Source organism: Hylemonella gracilis ATCC 19624 (genome assembly GCF_000211835.1).
GTDB lineage: Bacteria > Pseudomonadota > Gammaproteobacteria > Burkholderiales > Burkholderiaceae_C > Hylemonella > Hylemonella gracilis.
The window spans coordinates 1-14,994 of record NZ_AEGR01000052.1 but is presented as its reverse complement, the minus strand read 5'-3'; the positions used below and the strand labels follow the sequence as shown (position 1 = coordinate 14,994).

Here is a 14,994-nt window from a genome sequence, read left to right as displayed (position 1 = left end):
CCAGCGCCCCGCGCGGGCGATACGCTTATTGCGGCAGGACTTCGAGCGTCAGGCTGTAGCCCACGCGGCGGGCCGGCTTGTCCAGCGTGCCGCCGGGGCCGGGGCCAGGACCGCCTTGCATGCCAGGACCACCCTGACCATTCGGACCGGGCTGCATGCCGGGGCCGCCCGCCTGCGGACCGCCTTGCGGAGCGGCCGGGCGCGCGGGCTCCACCTCCAACCAGTACATGCCGGCTTGCGGCCACTTGACCTTGATCTCGCCGTTCTTGTCGGTGTCCAGGTTCAGCTCGGTCAGCTTGTCCTGGTAGCGCTTGCCAGCCAGGATCACGGTCACGCCATAGCCCGCAGCGGGCTTGCCGTCGTCCAGGAAGCGGAAGGTCGCGGTCTCACCGGCGACCAGGTCATTGGGATGCGTCACGGCCACCAGTTCGATGCCGCGGCCCGTGGGCTTGAGGGCCTCGCCGCTGGGCTTGCCGCGCGTCACGAAGGTCTCAATGCGGGTCTGCGAGCGCGTCACGCGCACATCCTGAGCGTCCTTGGGGATGTCCTTGCGCAGGCTCTCGGCCGTGCCGCGCACGCGCTTGGTTTCGTTGCCGACCTTGTAGCTGGCGTTCAGGCTGTCATTGACCAGGGCAATGCGGTAGGTACCGGCCTGCTCCAGCTTCACGTCGAACACGCTGCGATAGCGGCCCTTGGCCTGGTTCTGGGCTTCGACCGGCTTGCCATCGGGGCCAATGACGACCAGGTTCTCAAGATTGCCCGGGAAGTGCTCAAAGTAAAAGATGTCATTGGAGACGGCGGCGTCCACGGTCACCCAGGGATCCTGCCCGGCGAACACGGTGCCCGAGGGCAGCAGCCAGGAGCGATGGGCCTGCGCGGCCGTGGGCAGCCACAGCGCGGCGGCCGAGACCGCGAGCGCGACCGTGGATGCGAGACGGGAGAGGTGTTTCTTCATGGGTCGGTTTCCTTGCAGATTCGTTGAATTGGCTTGCAGACTTCCCGGCAGAGTCACGGCTTCACCGTCACGCTGACCGCGCCCAGCTCGGTCTCGCCGCGGGCCTCGCTGCTGATGGCCTTGGCACCAGGCTTGGCGGGCCAGACGAAAGGCAGGCGCAGCAGCTCGCGTCCACCGACTTCACGCGCGGCCTCGATCACGAGCTGGTACTCACCCGCGGGCAGGGACTTGAGCACGCTGTTGTCGCCAAAGCTCACCGTGTGCGCGCCCGGCGCGCGGGTGGCGCCGCTGATGCCGTCCACGGGCATGTCGAGTTCACGTCCGCTCTTGCGCCACCAGGACCGCATGTCCTTGAGCCACTTGGTGCCTTCCTTGTTGCGCATCTTGAGGTCGTACCAGACGGCCAGGTTGCCGGCGAAGCTTTGGTCGGGCTTCTCGATCCAGATCGCCACGTAGGGCCGGTGGTACTCGGCCACGTCCAGGCGCGGCACTTCCACGGTGAGCGACAGGTCGGCCGCGAACACCGCCGCGGGGCCAAAGGCGGCGACCAGCGGCGCGGCCCAAGGCAGGGCGCGGGCCATGCCAGTGGCGGGCCGAGCGCTGGTGTAAGAGATCGTCATGGCAGGCAACATGGGCAGGAAACTCCTCGCTTCAGGAATGGACAAACAGAATGAGCAACAACAACGGCGCGATCAACCCCAGACCGACGAGGGGCCAGGTGCTGGGGCGGTTGGCCGCATGGAACTTGAGGATCAGCAGGCCCGTGATGGAGAACAACAGGCACGCGACGGAAAACACATCGATGAACCACTTCCAGGCCCAGCCGGTGTGACGGCCCTTGTGCAAGTCGTTGAGCCAGGAAATCCAGCCCCGGTCCGTCAACTCGTACTCCACTTCGCCCGCGTCACGCGTGATGCGCAGCCAGGCATCGCCTCCGGGGCGCGGCAAGGGCAGGTAAACCTCCTCGGGCGACCACTCGGCGGGAGCCTCCGCGGGCAAGTCCAGCGACAGCGCGCCGTTCAGCCACGTCCTCACTGCGGGCGGCAAAGGGGCATCGTCACCGGCGGGCGTTTCGGCGGCCGCCGCGCCACGCAGCAAGGCCAGCAATTCAGGAGGAAGCTGCACCTCACGCCGCGTCACCTCGGGCTTGGCGGCGATGTCGGCCGCGTGGTTGAGCGTGATGCCGGTGAAAGCGAACAGCAGCATGCCGATCAGGCACAGGGCCGAACTGATCCAGTGCCATTGGTGCAAGGTCTTGAGCCACCACGCGCGCTGGGATGCGGCGGAACGCGGGACGGCTTCGGCGGGCAAAGAGGAGGCTCCGGGGGTTTTCACGCTGGGGAGTATATCTATTTAAAAATCATTCTCATTCACTTCGAGGTAAATGCCGGGTAAACGGCCCTCGGAATGGTCGCGGCCCCAGCCCCATGACACAGCCAGAACAAGGGCGGCGATGCACGCCCCGGCCCTGCCCGGCTGGGCATTGGCATTGGCCGCTGCCTGAGAACGGCGTCAGACCTTGGGCGGCGCAGCCCAGTCCCCGCCCAGGGCCTTGTACAGATCCAGCACCGCCTGCAGGCGAGCCAAGCGCTGCACGCTCAGGTTGTCCTGGGCGCTGAACAAGCTGCGCTGCGCGTCCAGCAAGGACATCAAGTCACCGCTGCCCTCGCGGTAGCGCAATTCAGCCAAGCGCAACGAGGCTTGGGCTTGCGCCACGAGTTCGCGCTGCAGGTCCTCCTGCTGCTGGCTGTAGCCGGCCTGCCCCAGGGCGTCACCCACTTCCTTGACCGCCGTGCGCACGGCCTGGCCGTAGTTTTCGATCAACACCAACCGCTGGGATTCGCTCAGCTGCACTTGCGCGCGCTGACGGCCCCCGTCAAAGAGGCTCTGCGCCAGGGACAGGCCCAGCGAGATGCCGCGCGTGGGATCGGCCAGACTGAACAGACTGGCCGACGTCATGGTGCTCGACGCGGACAAGGAGGCCGTGGGCAGCAAGGCCGCGCGCGCCGCGTCCACGTTGGCATCGGCCGCGGCCAATTGCGCCTCGGCGGCGGCGAGGTCGGGGCGGCGCGTCAACAAGGCCGCCGGCAAGCCGGGCGCCAGCTCGGGCACGCGCAAGGCCGCGAAGTCGTTGGAGGCCACGGCGGTGGCGTCGCCCGAGGCCGACAGGTAAGCCTCGGGCGAGAAACCGATGGGCTGGCGCCCCAGCAACAGGGCCAGCGCGGTGGCGCTTTGGCTGCGCTGCTGCTGCAAGGCCAGCAAGCTGACACGCTGACTCAACAAGGTGCTGCGCTGCTGCGAAACCTCCAGCGGCGTGGCCACGCCATTGCGCAGCCGGGATTCCACGATGGTCAGCAGGCGCTCGGTCCGAGCCAGATTCGCCTGCGCCAAAGCCACGCGCTCGCTCAAGCCCAGCCACTGGAAGTACTGACCCGCCACGCCGGCCAGCAAGCTCAGGCGCGCGGCCTGCCAGTCGTGCTGGCTCGCGCGCAGGCTGGCGTTGCCAGCGCGAACGCTGTCGGCGACGCGGCCCCAGAGGTCCACCTCATAGCTGGCCGACACGCCCAAGTTCGTCGACTCGCGCGTGGTCTCCACCCCCGCCGTGCTGCTGCGGCTGCGCGAAGCACCGGCGCTGGCGTTCACCGAGGGCCAGCGCGAGGCGCCGCTCTGGCGCAAGGTGATCTCCGCCTGGCGGATGCGTTCGTAGGCGATGCGCAACTCGGCGCTGTCCCCCTGTGCTTCGGTGATCAAGCGCTCCAGGGCGGGCGACTGGAAAGCCGTCCACCAGCCGCCGTCGATCAAGGGCGACTCGGCGGCGGGCGCATCAACCCGCCAGCCCGCGGGCATCTGCACCTTGGCGCGCGCCGCCGCCCCGGCCGGATCGGCCGGCGGGGCCGTGCTGGCGCAGGCCTGTAGCAACAGAGCCACGGGCAAGAGCAAGCCCAGGCGGCGGCCCGCGTGCCCCTGGGTCTGGGTGGGTGTGGGTTTCATGTCACGACACTTCATGCCTGTTGCCATCGGTGGCCTCGCTCATTCCGAGGCCAAGGCCACCACCGGGTCCAGCCGCGCGGCCTTGCGCGCGGGCAGGTAACCGAAGACCAGACCGGTCGCGAAGGCACAACCAAAGGCCAGCACCACGGGGGCAACCGAATACTGCACCGGCGTGCCGGCCGCGGCGATCACGGCGGCAACGCCCAAGCCGATGAACACGCCGATCAGGCCGCCCAGCGCGGACACCAGCAAGGCTTCGATCAAGAATTGCTGCAGGATGTGGCGCTCGTGCGCGCCCGTGGCCATGCGGATGCCAATCTCGCGCGTGCGCTCGGTCACGCTCACCAGCATGATGTTCATCACGCCGATGCCACCCACCAGCAACGAGATCGCCGCGATGGAGCCGAGCAGCACCGTCATGGTGTCCTGGGTCTCGCTGGCCGTCTCGATGATGGATGCCATGTTGCGCAGCTGGAAGTCGATCACGCCATGGCGCTGGGCCAGCAAGGCCTCGACCGCCGCCTGCGTCTCGTCAATGCGGCTGACGTCCTGCACCGCCACGGTCACGTTGCGCAGGAAACGCTGGCCAGAGAGACGCAACTGGCTGGTCTCGTAAGGCACCAGCACCACGTCGTCCTGGTCTTGACCAAAGGGCGAGGCGCCCCGCGCGCTCATCACGCCCACCACCTGGAACACCAGGTTGTTGACCAGGATGAATTCACCGACCGGGTCCTGCCCTCCGGGAAAGAGGGCGCGCGCCACGGTCTGCCCCAGTACGGCCACGGTGGCGTAGTTCTGCTGATCTTCCTCGGTGAAGAAAGAGCCGCTGGACGGCAGCCATTGCCGCACCTGCGGGTACTGCCAGGAGGTGCCGAGCACGCTGCTGCTGTAGTCCGCGTCGCGGTACCGCAAGGTGGCGTTGCTGTTTTGCTCGGGCACCGCGGCCAGCACATTGGGTACTTCGCGGTTGATGGCCTGCACGTCGGCCAGCACCAGCGTGGCCACGTTGGAAAAACCTCGCGAATTGGGCGCGCCTGGGCGCACCAGCAGCAGATTGCTGCCCATGGCGCTGATGCGCTCAATCACCACCTGCTTGGCGCCGTCCCCGATGGCCAGCATGGCGATCACCGAGGCCACGCCAATCACAATGCCCAGCAGCGTGAGCACCGCCCGAAAGACGTTGGAGCGCAGGGCCCGCACCGCCGTCCTGGCCGCTTCGATCAGCTCGTCGGTGTAGGAGACACGGCCGGAGTGCTGCGCCCAATACGAGGTCTTGGGCCGGGCATCTTGCCGGAGTTGAGGCGCTGGCCCCGGGTCCGCGACGATGTGACCATCCTTGATTTCAATGACGCGCTGCGCGTTCGCGGCCACTTCGGCCGAGTGCGTGATGATGATGACGGTGTGCCCCTGGCTGGCCAGGCTCTTGAGCAAGGCCATGACCTCCTCGCCCGTCTTGCTGTCGAGCGCGCCCGTGGGTTCGTCGGCCAAGATGACCGGGCCACCGTTCATCAAGGCGCGAGCGATGGACACGCGTTGCTGTTGACCGCCTGACAGCTGGTTGGGTTTGTGGTGACTGCGCTCACCCAGGCCCAGCGTCTCCAGCAACTCACCGGCCCGCTCCCGTCGCTCTTGAGGCGGCGCGCCCGCGTAGACCGCGGGCACCTCCACGTTGTCGGCCGCCGTGCCGGTGGCGATCAGGTTGTAGCTCTGGAACACGAAGCCAAAGGCATCGCGCCGCAGCGCGGCCAGCTCGTCGCGCGACAACGCCGCCACGTCGCGGCCCATGAAGCGGTAGCTGCCCGTGGTGGGCTGGTCCAGGCAGCCCAGGATGTTCATCAGGGTCGACTTGCCGGAACCCGAGGCACCGACGATGGCGACCAATTCGCCCGGATAAATCGTCACGTCGATGCCGTGCAAGACGCGCGTGGCGAGTTCGCCGTTGCGGTAGGTCTTGGTGATGCCGCGCAATTCGATCAGGGGCACCCGCGCGCCGCGTTCCACCGGCTCGGCGACGCCCTGGGCCACGTGCGCCCTCATGGACTCACTCATGATGTCGGGGAGCCCGGTCACCGCATGCCACCCGGGGGCGGCATGCCCGACGGCGCCGCGCCCGCACGGTTATTGCCACCGCCCGCGGCTGCGGCCGACGGCGCGCCGGCTTGGCGCTGACCGGTCACGACCCGCTCACCCTCCTGCAGGCCCGAGAGGATTTCGGCGACCACTCGGCTGCTCACCCCCACTTGCACTTCGCGCTCTTGCACGCCTTCGGCCGTGAGCACCTTGGCCACGGCACGGCGCGCGGGCATGGCGCCACCCGAGCCAGCACCCGCACCAGCACCGGCGCCACTGCCCCCCCAGGCCCCTGACGGCGGCCCGCCCGCGTTGCCATTGGCGCGCCGTTCCGCGCGCAGGCGCTCACGCTCCTCGGGAGACAAGCTCTGCCAATCTGGCCGAGGTCCCTGGCCCCCCCCTGCTCCACCGGCTCCACCCGCTCCGCCGACACCACCCGACGCACCTTGCGCAACTTGAGCACCTGGGGAGGAGGCCGCCGCGCCCGCCGCCGGTCCCGCAGCGCCGCCATTGGCGGAGCCGGCCCCTGCGCGAGGCCCCTGCGCGCCACGTTGGATCGTCAAGCCAGCCATTGGCACGGTCAGCACCCCCTTGGCCTGGGCGACGACGAAAAACACCTGCGCGGTCATCTGAGACATCAGCCGGCGCTGCGGGTTGGGAACGTCGAACAGCGCGTTGTAAAGCACCACGTTGTTGGTCACCGTGGGCGTGGGCTCCACCTTCTTCAACGTGCTCTGCCAGCGCTGACCGCCGCTGCCCAGGGTCGTGAAATACACGGGCATGCCCACGCGCAGGCGGCTGACGTCGGCCTCGGACACCTGAGCCTGCACCGTCATGACGGACAGGTCCGCGATGCGCAGGATGGTTGGCGCGGATTGGTTGGCGTTGAGCGTCTGGCCCTGACGCGCGCTGATGCTGACCACCGTGCCCGCCATGGGCGCGTAGATCTTGGCGTACTTGAGGTTGGCTTCCTCCACCTGCATGCTGGCGTCGGCTTGTTCGATCTGCGCTTCCAGCGATTGGATCTGGGCACGCGTGGACAGCACGGTGGTCTCGGCGTTCTGGACGGCTTCGGCGGTGGTGGCTTCGTCGGCCAGCAGGTTCTTCTGACGGCGCAAGTCCCGCTCGGCCTTGGCCAGCTCCACCTGCCGCTGCGCCAGGGTCGCGCGCTGCGCGCGCAAGGACGCGCGATTGGCCGTCACCCGCGCAGCCGACTGCTCGGCGCCAATCTCGGCCAGCAATTGCCCGGCCTGCACCTCGCTCCCGACTTCGACCAGGATCTTGTTGAGTTGCCCGGAAACCTGAGCGCCCACATCCACGTAGTCGCGCGGCTGCAACAGACCCGTGGCGGTGACCACGTCCTCAATGTCCCCCCGCTGCACCAGGGCCGTGAGATAACTGGATTGGGCGTTGCTTTTGCGCTCCCACCACTGCCAGCCGCCCCAGCCCGCGCCGATCAGCACAAGGGGCGTCATCCACAAGGCGATGCGGCGCGAGCGGTGACGGCGTGAGGTGGCTTGGGGAGATGGCATGGGTGGGGCGTCGAAAATGAGAGCGAGGCATCATGCCCGCGCGGCGGAACGGTATTGCGTCTCGTTTGTAAAGAACTATGTTCTTGCCCCTTCCGTGGGATGCCGCAGATCGGGGGCCGCGTTCTGCGGCGCGCGATTGTCGCAAATATGGAGAGGTCGCCCGAGCTGGGTCGGGCGGCAGGCAAGGAAAGGCGAGTGCGGGCTCGCCTCAGCCCCAAAGATCCAGCGGTGGGTCGTTCACCACCGCGCGCAGCAAGTCGCTGCGGGAGATGAATCCCACCAGCTCACCGTCCTTGGGGCCGCTGCCCGCGAACCCGCGCGCCCCGTCCTCCTCCCCGCCCTCGACGCTTTCCAGCACCGGCAGGCCGGGCAGGTCAGCGTCGAGCAGCACGCGGGCGACACGGCGCAGATCCGCGTCTGGGCTGACGGCGGGCACCGGGCTGAACATCACATCGGACACCGGCTGCATCATGAACTCGCGCCAGGCATCGGCGGGGGCATCGGGCCGGGGAAACCGGCGCAAGTCCAGCAGCTCGGCCCGGCTGATCAACCCGGCGAGACGCCCCGGCGTGGCACTGCGCGCGCCGGCCAGCACGGGGGCCTGCCCCACGCCACGCTCACCCAGCAGGCGCCAGGCATCGAACACGGTGGCGTCCGCGCTCACGGTGATGGGCTTGCGGGTCATCACGTCCACCACGCGCCGCAGAGGTTGACGCTCGCGCGCTGGCCCGCTGGCCCGGGCGTAGGCGGACAAGGCCGCACCCGCCGCCAGGCTACGGCGCGGGGCTTCGGTGGCTTGCTGCACCACGCCGTCGTCGGTCTGGGCGGGCGGCACGCTGCCCTCGTACGCCCAATGGGCGGGGGTTCTGCGAATCACGGAGGGCACGGGGCTGCGCGGGTCGAGCGATTGCCCGGCAAGCCGCCGCGCGCGCATCACGCCACGCAAGGCCTCCACGCGCAAGAGGTCCTCCATCGCGCCGCGGAAGATGCGGCCGTTTTCACCATAGATCGAGAACATGCCATCTCCTCAGGTCTCATCGCCCTGCTCTCTATAACGGCAGACTGAGCAGGTAAATGAAGCGCCGAATGCGGCAGTGTGCGCGCAGGCCCCAGGCTGAGGGGGTATTCCAGTCCCCCAAAGGGGGCATCACGGCAGAAACAGCGCCTGCAGATCGCTCAGGAAATCAAAACCCTGTTCCGTGGGCCAGGCCCGGTTCAGGTCGCGCGTGAGCCAGCCCTTGCGCTCGGCTTCTTCCAGCGGCTTTTGGATCGCGGTCAAGGCCAGGCCCGTGCGGTCCGCGAAGTCTTGCAGCGCGAAGCCCTCCCTCAGGCGCAAGGCATTGAGCATGAATTCAAACGGCAGATCGGCGCGGCTGACCTCCTCGTCCTGCACCACGGCGCTGCCGGGGTCCGCGGACAGCGCCCGTTCCATGTACAGGCGCGGCTCGCGCGCACGGACTTGACGGATGACGCGGTGGGCGAAGCTGAGCTTGCCATGCGCGCCCGCGCCAATGCCGAGGTAATCGCCGAACTGCCAGTAATTGAGGTTGTGGCGGCAGCCATGGCCGGGTTGGGCGTAGGCCGAGACCTCGTAACGCCCCAGGCCCGAAGCCCCCGTGCGTTCGGTGATGCGGTCCAGCATGGCGTAGGCCGTGTCCTCGTCCGGGGTCTGGGGCGGGAACTTGGCGAAATAGGTGTTGGGCTCGATGGTCAGGTGGTAGACCGAGAGGTGCGGGGGTGCGAACGAAAGCGCCGCGTCCAGGTCGGCGTCCAGCTGCGTCAGGCTCTGCCCTGGCAGGGCGTACATCAGGTCCAGGTTCCAGGTCTCGAAGCTGCGCGCGGCCTCTTCCAGCGCGGCCAGCGCCTGCGCGCGGTCATGCACCCGGCCCAACGCTTTCAGATGCGCGTCGTTGAAGCTTTGAACGCCGACGGACAGCCGCGTGACGCCCGCCGCTCGGAAAGCCGCGAAACGGTCTTTCTCAAAAGTACCGGGGTTCGCTTCGAGCGTGATCTCGCAGTCGGCGGCAAGCCTGAGCCGAGCCCGGATGTCGCTGAGCAGGCGGTTGATGCCCGTCGGGCTGAACAGGCTGGGCGTGCCGCCACCGATGAAGATGCTCTGCACCGGACGGCCCCAGATGAGGGGCAAGGAAGCTTCCAGGTCGGCAATCAGCGCATCGAGGTAGCGTTGTTCTGGCACTTCCCTTGGGTTGAGTTCATGCGAATTGAAATCGCAATACGGGCACTTCTTCAAGCACCAGGGCAAGTGCACGTAGAGCGAGAGCGGCGGCAGGCTGGGCAATTGCAGCGTGCCGGGGCGCATGTAGTGTTGGATGTCGTGCATGGTGAGGTACGTATTTTCAGGCAAGACGCTGAGTCACTTCACCATGCATGGAGGCGTGGCATGCGCGCAAGGCCAGCCCCAGGCCAACGCGCTCATGCGGTGGCGGTTTGCTGCGCAAACTGCGCATAGTCAGGGCCCTGAACGCCTGTCCGACTTAACTCCCGCCGCGCTCGCTACGCGACCGCTCTGGTCAGACAGATAAGTCGGAAATCAGTTCACGATGCACGCTGCACTTGCAGCGTGCGCGGCGTTCATGGCCCCGACCATGCCGCCACCGAAATCGCGCACTGGCCTGGGGCTGGCCTTGCGCACGATCCGGCAGGAAGGGTGTGCTGGCAGTTAGCGTCTGGCTGAGTTGCTCACGGCTCGCGCGCGCCACTTCATCGCAGCAGCTCTCTCCATTGCGCCCACCACTGAAGGATGGCGAAGCTGAACCTCACGCTCAGAACCAACGCTCCTGCATCAACGCCACCATCTGCCGGGCCGACTGTCCGCGATGGCTGTGTGCGTTCTTCACCTCGGGCGGCAGTTGCGCGAAGGTCTTGCCGAAGGCGGGGATGTACATCACCGGATCGAAGCCGAAACCCTGGTCGCCCACGGGCGCCTGCGTGATTTCGCCCACGGCGCGGCCCACGGCGATCAGGGGCTCGGGGTCGTCGGCGGAACGCAGGGCCACCAGGGTGCTGACCAGCGCGGCGCGACGCTTGCCCGGTCCTTGCACGCCTTTCATCTGCTCCAGCAGCGCGCGCACATTGTTGGTATCGCCCTTCTCATAGCCGAACTGCGTGGCGTAGTAGGCCGTGTCCACACCGGGCAACCCGCCAAAGGCGTCCACGCACAGGCCCGCGTCGTCGGCGACAGCCGGCAGGCCGCTGAGCTTGCAGGCATGCCGGGCCTTGGCCAGGGCGTTCTCAACGAAGGTGCGGTGCGGCTCGGGCGCCTCGGGGATGTTCAGATCCGCTTGCCGCACCAGGTCCACGCCCAGAGGGGCGAAGAGTTGCTGCAACTCGGCCAGCTTGCCTGCGTTGTTCGATGCGAGCACCAGCTTCATGACGGACACCTCATGCAGCCAAGGCCTGGCGCTGCAAGGCCACCAATTCGTGGATGCCTTTTTCGGCCAGGGCCAGCAAGGCATCCATCTCCTTGCGGCTGAAGGCCGCGCCCTCGGCTGTGCCCTGCACTTCGATGTAGTGGCCCTCGCCGGCGGCGTTGACGGTCATCACCACGTTCATGTCGGTGTCGCAGGCCGAGTCCTCGGTGTATTCCAGATCCAACAGCGCTTGGCCTTCGACGATGCCCACCGACACCGCCGCCACCGGCGCGATGATGGGCGAGGTCGTGAGCTTCCCCTGCGCGATCAGCGTGTTCACCGCGTCCTGCGCCGCGACCCAGGCGCCAGTGATGGCCGCGGTGCGGGTTCCGCCGTCGGCCTGCAGCACATCGCAGTCCAGCGTGATCGTGCGCTCGCCTAGGGCTTTCAGGTCGAACACGGCGCGCAGGCTGCGGCCAATCAGGCGCTGGATTTCCTGGGTGCGTCCGTTCTGCTTGCCGCGCGCGGCCTCGCGGTCGCTGCGGGTGTGGGTGGAACGCGGCAGCATGCCGTATTCCGCCGTCACCCAGCCCTCGCCGCTGCCCTTCTTGTGCGGGGGCACGCGCTCCTCGACCGAGGCGGTGCACAGCACGCGGGTCCGCCCAAACTCAATCAACACGGAGCCCTCGGCGTGCACGGTGTAGTGGCGGGTGATGCGCACCGCGCGCAACTGGTCGGCTGCGCGCTGGTCGGCACGCAAGGTGGCGGATGCACCGCGGTCGGAACTGGAGTTCATGATGGAAGGAGAAATGATTCAGCGGGTTTTGACCGCGGGCAGGCCGGCCAGACCGCGCAAGGTCTTGCGCAACTGGGACACCCAAGTGTCGAAGCGCATGCGCATTTTCTCGCGCGGTGTCAGGCGCGTGTAGCGCAACTCGCTCTCGCGGCTCAGTTCTTTTTGAAGGGCGAAGACCGACTGAGGGCGCGAGAGCGGATCCAGCGCCATGCACCACGCCACCACATCAATCAGGTTGTCGGAATAGACGCCGCGCAAGCGCGCCAAGCTCGTGGTCAAGCGGTCCTTATCCAAGCGCTGCGGTGCCTCGTGGGGCGGATAACCCAGCATGCATGCGTAGATGCAGGCGCCGATGGCATAGATGTCCGTCCAGGGACCGAGCGCGGCGTCACGCCGGTACATCTCGGGCGCGGCAAAGCCGGGCGTGTACATGGGGCGCACGAAATTGCTTTCCTTGGCCAGCACTTCGCGCGCCGCGCCGAAGTCGATGAGCACCGCGCGGTTGTCGTCGGTGACGAAGACGTTGGCGGGTTTGATGTCCAAATGCAGCATCTTGTGCTGGTGCACGATGCGCAGTCCGCGCAGCACTTCGTCGAACAGCGAGCGGATGGTGGACTCGCGGAACACCTTTTGCTGTTTCTGCTCGCGCGCGGTGATGATGAACTCCTGCAGCGAGGCACCTTCCAGGTAATTCATCACCAGGTAGACGGTGTCGTTGTCGCGGAAGAAATTCAACACGCTCACCACCGAGGGGTGGGAAATCTGCGCCAGCGCGCGCCCTTCCTCGAAAAAGCTCTTGAGTCCCAGGCGATAGAGCGAGAGACGCTCGGATGTCACCTGGGGCAACAGCTCACCGGGGCCGCGCGTCACGAGCGAAGCAGGCAAATACTCCTTGATCGCCACGGGTTGGCCCGCGGCGTCGGTGGCTTGGTAGACGACACCGAATCCTCCGGCCGCCAGCTTGCGCACGATGCGGTAGCCCCCGCCGACGATGGTCTCGGGCGACAAGGGGGCGGGCTTGACCTTGGCCATCGTGGACGTGACGTGGTGGGGAAGGAAAGAAGGCGGTGCGGTTATGCTCGTCGCTTTTCCGGTGCTGGTCGCGACGCGGTCGCAAGATGTCGCAGGGATGGCCGCACCCGTATCCATCGCGCCGCATCGATCACGGCGCCACGCATCACCAGAATCACCAGAGAGGACAGCCATGTCAGTTTACAGCATGACCGGCTACGCCAGCGCCCAGCACGAGGCGCGCAAGGACCCTGGCACGGGCACGCCAAGCACTTCCAGCTCCGCGGACCATTCGGCCTTCTCCTCGGCGTCCGCGGCCAGCCCAGCCTCACCCGCGCCCGGCGCGCGCCTGGGCATCGAAATACGCTCAGTCAACGGCCGCTTCCTCGACCTGACCTTGCGCTTGCCGGAGGAGCTGCGCGCCGCCGAACCGGCCCTGCGCGAACTGGTGCAGGGCAAGCTCAAACGCGGCAAGGTGGAACTGCGCGCCTTCATCGAGACCGGCGACGGCGAGGCGCTGGGCGACCCGAGCCCACGCCTGTTGCAGCGCCTGGGCACGTTGCAGGAAAGCGTGCGCACCTGGTTGCCGACCGCGCGCGAACTCAGCGTGGCCGACGTGCTGCGCCTGGCCGCGCAGCAGCATGAAAGCGAACGCCGTGCACAACCGCAAGACTGGGGCACCCTGGCCCAGCAGCTCACCAGCCAGGCTCTGGAGTCCCTGCTGCAGGCCCGCGAGCGCGAGGGCGCGCGGCTGGCCGCCATGTTGCTTGGGCACATCGCGCAGCTGCGCCAGCTCACCACCCAGGCCGGCCCGCTGGTGCCCCAGCTGGTGGAGCAACAACGTCAACGCTTCCTCGAACGCTGGAAAGAAGCGATGAACCTGTCCGAAGGCAGCGCCACCCCCGAGGCCGCGCAGGACCGGGCGCTGACGGAAGCCACGGCCTACGCCATCCGCATCGACGTGGCCGAGGAACTGACACGCCTGGGCGCGCACCTGGACGAAATCGAGCGCTTGCTGAAAAAAGGCGGCGAGCTCGGCAAGCGGCTGGACTTCCTGATCCAGGAACTGCACCGCGAAGCCAACACCCTGGGCTCCAAGTCGGCGACGCTGGAACTCACGCGTATCTCGGTGGACATGAAGGTGCTGATCGAGCAGATGCGGGAACAAGTACAGAACCTGGAATGACGTCGGGCACCCGGCTTGCACCAGACCTCTAGAATCCCGCCATGGAATACCCTGGCAACCTCTTCGTCATCGCCGCCCCCAGCGGAGCGGGCAAGTCCAGCCTGGTCAACGCACTGCTCGCGCAGGACACCCGCCTGCAGCTCTCTATCTCCCACACCACGCGGGCGCCGCGCGGTCAGGAGCAGCACGGCCGGGAGTACTACTTCATCTCCCCCCCCGCCTTCGACGCCATGGTGGCTGCCGACGCCTTCGTCGAATGGGCGAACGTGCACAACCACCGCTACGGCACCTCGCGCCAGTCGATCGCGGACCGCATCCTGGCCGGCACGGACATCGTGCTGGAAATCGACTACCAGGGCGCGATGCAGATCAAGAAGCTGTTCCCGGCCGCGGCCACCCTCTTCATCCTGCCGCCCAGCTGGGAGGAGCTGCAGGCCCGCCTGATCAAGCGCGGCGAGGACAGCGAGGACGTGATCGCCCTGCGCCTGAAAAACGCGGCGACGGAGATGGCCCAGGCCCCGCACTTCGATTTCGTTATAATCAACGACCAGTTTGAGCGCGCCTTGGCTGACTTGCGACTCGTCGTGCAAGCCCAGCGGCTCCGGTACCCGGCCCAGCGCCGGGCCCGGCCCGAGACCTTCGAGGCACTGCGTCTCCCCTGAACGTTTTCCCCTGTATGACCCGCCGGTCCGCGAGATCGCCCTCGCCGCCCGGCACCTGGAGCAGAACCATGGCCCGCATCACCGTCGAAGACTGCCTGCAGCAGATCCCCAACCGCTTCCAGCTGGTGCTGGCCGCGACCTACCGCGCCCGCATGCTGAGCCAGGGCCACGCGCCCAAGATCGAGAGCAAGAACAAGCCGGGCGTGACCGCCCTGCGTGAAATCGCCGAAGGCAAGGTTGGCCTGGAAATGCTCAAGAAAGTCCCGACCTGAGTCACTCAGGCCCGGTCTTCAGAAAAACGTCAAAAAACCTACAAATAAAGCACCGCCCACGCGGTGCTTTTTTATTGCCCGCTACCATTCGGCCGTGAGTCACTTCATGCCCCCCACCACCGTCGCGCCCCCGGCTCCGGCTACCGCC

The 14,994-nt window shown here is 67.3% G+C and carries 14 protein-coding genes; 3 read left to right on the top strand and 11 right to left on the bottom strand.

The annotated features are described in order from the left end of the window. Positions 1–25: 25 nt before the first annotated feature. The 11 genes from HGR_RS07045 to HGR_RS06995 all read right to left on the bottom strand — a co-directional run bounded on the left by HGR_RS07045 (position 26) and on the right by HGR_RS06995 (position 12,747). On the bottom strand, positions 26–955 hold the full coding sequence (locus tag HGR_RS07045) for a DUF4198 domain-containing protein (protein WP_006297482.1): 930 nt from the start codon (positions 953–955) through the stop codon (positions 26–28). A gap of 53 nt (positions 956–1,008) precedes the next feature. Continuing rightward, the gene (locus HGR_RS07040) at positions 1,009–1,575 is read right to left on the bottom strand and encodes a DUF2271 domain-containing protein (protein ID WP_406564766.1); all 567 of its coding nucleotides are present in this window, start codon (positions 1,573–1,575) and stop codon (positions 1,009–1,011) included. A 31-nt stretch (positions 1,576–1,606) separates the two neighbouring features. Continuing rightward, a complete protein-coding gene (locus HGR_RS07035; protein ID WP_237701385.1) occupies positions 1,607–2,290 on the bottom strand; it encodes a PepSY-associated TM helix domain-containing protein in 684 nt (227 codons plus the stop codon). A gap of 177 nt (positions 2,291–2,467) precedes the next feature. Further along, the gene (locus HGR_RS07030) at positions 2,468–3,946 is read right to left on the bottom strand and encodes an efflux transporter outer membrane subunit (protein ID WP_006297479.1); all 1,479 of its coding nucleotides are present in this window, start codon (positions 3,944–3,946) and stop codon (positions 2,468–2,470) included. Positions 3,947–3,985: 39 nt separating this feature from the next. Further along, positions 3,986–5,983 carry a MacB family efflux pump subunit gene (locus HGR_RS07025; protein ID WP_006297478.1) on the bottom strand — a complete coding sequence of 666 codons (1,998 nt, stop codon included), beginning with the start codon at positions 5,981–5,983 and terminating at the stop codon, positions 3,986–3,988. A gap of 29 nt (positions 5,984–6,012) precedes the next feature. Then, positions 6,013–7,548 (bottom strand): efflux RND transporter periplasmic adaptor subunit, encoded by a 1,536-nt coding sequence (locus tag HGR_RS07020; RefSeq protein WP_039852769.1) that lies wholly within the window; start codon positions 7,546–7,548, stop codon positions 6,013–6,015. A gap of 208 nt (positions 7,549–7,756) precedes the next feature. Further along, entirely contained in the window at positions 7,757–8,566 is an 810-nt protein-coding gene (locus HGR_RS07015; protein ID WP_006297476.1) for a CBS domain-containing protein, read from the bottom strand. Positions 8,567–8,695: 129 nt separating this feature from the next. Further along, entirely contained in the window at positions 8,696–9,889 is a 1,194-nt protein-coding gene (gene hemW / locus HGR_RS07010) for a radical SAM family heme chaperone HemW (protein ID WP_006297475.1), read from the bottom strand. A 442-nt stretch (positions 9,890–10,331) separates the two neighbouring features. After that, positions 10,332–10,940: a non-canonical purine NTP pyrophosphatase gene (locus HGR_RS07005; RefSeq protein ID WP_006297474.1), complete on the bottom strand. Its 609-nt coding sequence runs from the start codon at positions 10,938–10,940 to the stop codon at positions 10,332–10,334. Positions 10,941–10,950: 10 nt separating this feature from the next. Further along, positions 10,951–11,715, bottom strand: coding sequence for a ribonuclease PH (rph, locus tag HGR_RS07000; protein WP_006297473.1), 765 nt, complete (start codon positions 11,713–11,715; stop codon positions 10,951–10,953). An 18-nt stretch (positions 11,716–11,733) separates the two neighbouring features. After that, entirely contained in the window at positions 11,734–12,747 is a 1,014-nt protein-coding gene (locus HGR_RS06995) for a serine/threonine protein kinase (RefSeq protein ID WP_006297472.1), read from the bottom strand. Between the two features lie 172 nt (positions 12,748–12,919). On the opposite strand from HGR_RS06995, the gene HGR_RS06990 reads away from it, so the two are divergent. The 3 genes from HGR_RS06990 to rpoZ all read left to right on the top strand — a co-directional run bounded on the left by HGR_RS06990 (position 12,920) and on the right by rpoZ (position 14,846). Then, positions 12,920–13,912, top strand: coding sequence for a YicC/YloC family endoribonuclease (locus HGR_RS06990; RefSeq protein WP_039852768.1), 993 nt, complete (start codon positions 12,920–12,922; stop codon positions 13,910–13,912). Between the two features lie 41 nt (positions 13,913–13,953). Then, positions 13,954–14,574: a guanylate kinase gene (gene gmk / locus HGR_RS06985; protein WP_006297470.1), complete on the top strand. Its 621-nt coding sequence runs from the start codon at positions 13,954–13,956 to the stop codon at positions 14,572–14,574. Positions 14,575–14,642: 68 nt separating this feature from the next. After that, a complete protein-coding gene (gene rpoZ / locus HGR_RS06980) occupies positions 14,643–14,846 on the top strand; it encodes a DNA-directed RNA polymerase subunit omega (protein WP_006297469.1) in 204 nt (67 codons plus the stop codon). Positions 14,847–14,994: the final 148 nt, after the last annotated feature.

Coding starts and splice junctions, on each gene's coding strand:
- HGR_RS07040 (WP_406564766.1), bottom strand. CDS start 1,575: ATGACGATCTCTTACACCAGCGCTCGGCCCGCCACTGGCATGGCCCGC.
- HGR_RS07015 (WP_006297476.1), bottom strand. CDS start 8,566: ATGTTCTCGATCTATGGTGAAAACGGCCGCATCTTCCGCGGCGCGATG.
- HGR_RS07030 (WP_006297479.1), bottom strand. CDS start 3,946: ATGAAACCCACACCCACCCAGACCCAGGGGCACGCGGGCCGCCGCCTG.
- HGR_RS07020 (WP_039852769.1), bottom strand. CDS start 7,548: ATGCCATCTCCCCAAGCCACCTCACGCCGTCACCGCTCGCGCCGCATC.
- HGR_RS07005 (WP_006297474.1), bottom strand. CDS start 10,940: ATGAAGCTGGTGCTCGCATCGAACAACGCAGGCAAGCTGGCCGAGTTG.
- rpoZ (WP_006297469.1), top strand. CDS start 14,643: ATGGCCCGCATCACCGTCGAAGACTGCCTGCAGCAGATCCCCAACCGC.
- HGR_RS06995 (WP_006297472.1), bottom strand. CDS start 12,747: ATGGCCAAGGTCAAGCCCGCCCCCTTGTCGCCCGAGACCATCGTCGGC.
- HGR_RS07045 (WP_006297482.1), bottom strand. CDS start 955: ATGAAGAAACACCTCTCCCGTCTCGCATCCACGGTCGCGCTCGCGGTC.
- HGR_RS06990 (WP_039852768.1), top strand. CDS start 12,920: ATGTCAGTTTACAGCATGACCGGCTACGCCAGCGCCCAGCACGAGGCG.
- rph (WP_006297473.1), bottom strand. CDS start 11,715: ATGAACTCCAGTTCCGACCGCGGTGCATCCGCCACCTTGCGTGCCGAC.
- gmk (WP_006297470.1), top strand. CDS start 13,954: ATGGAATACCCTGGCAACCTCTTCGTCATCGCCGCCCCCAGCGGAGCG.
- hemW (WP_006297475.1), bottom strand. CDS start 9,889: ATGCACGACATCCAACACTACATGCGCCCCGGCACGCTGCAATTGCCC.
- HGR_RS07025 (WP_006297478.1), bottom strand. CDS start 5,983: ATGAGGGCGCACGTGGCCCAGGGCGTCGCCGAGCCGGTGGAACGCGGC.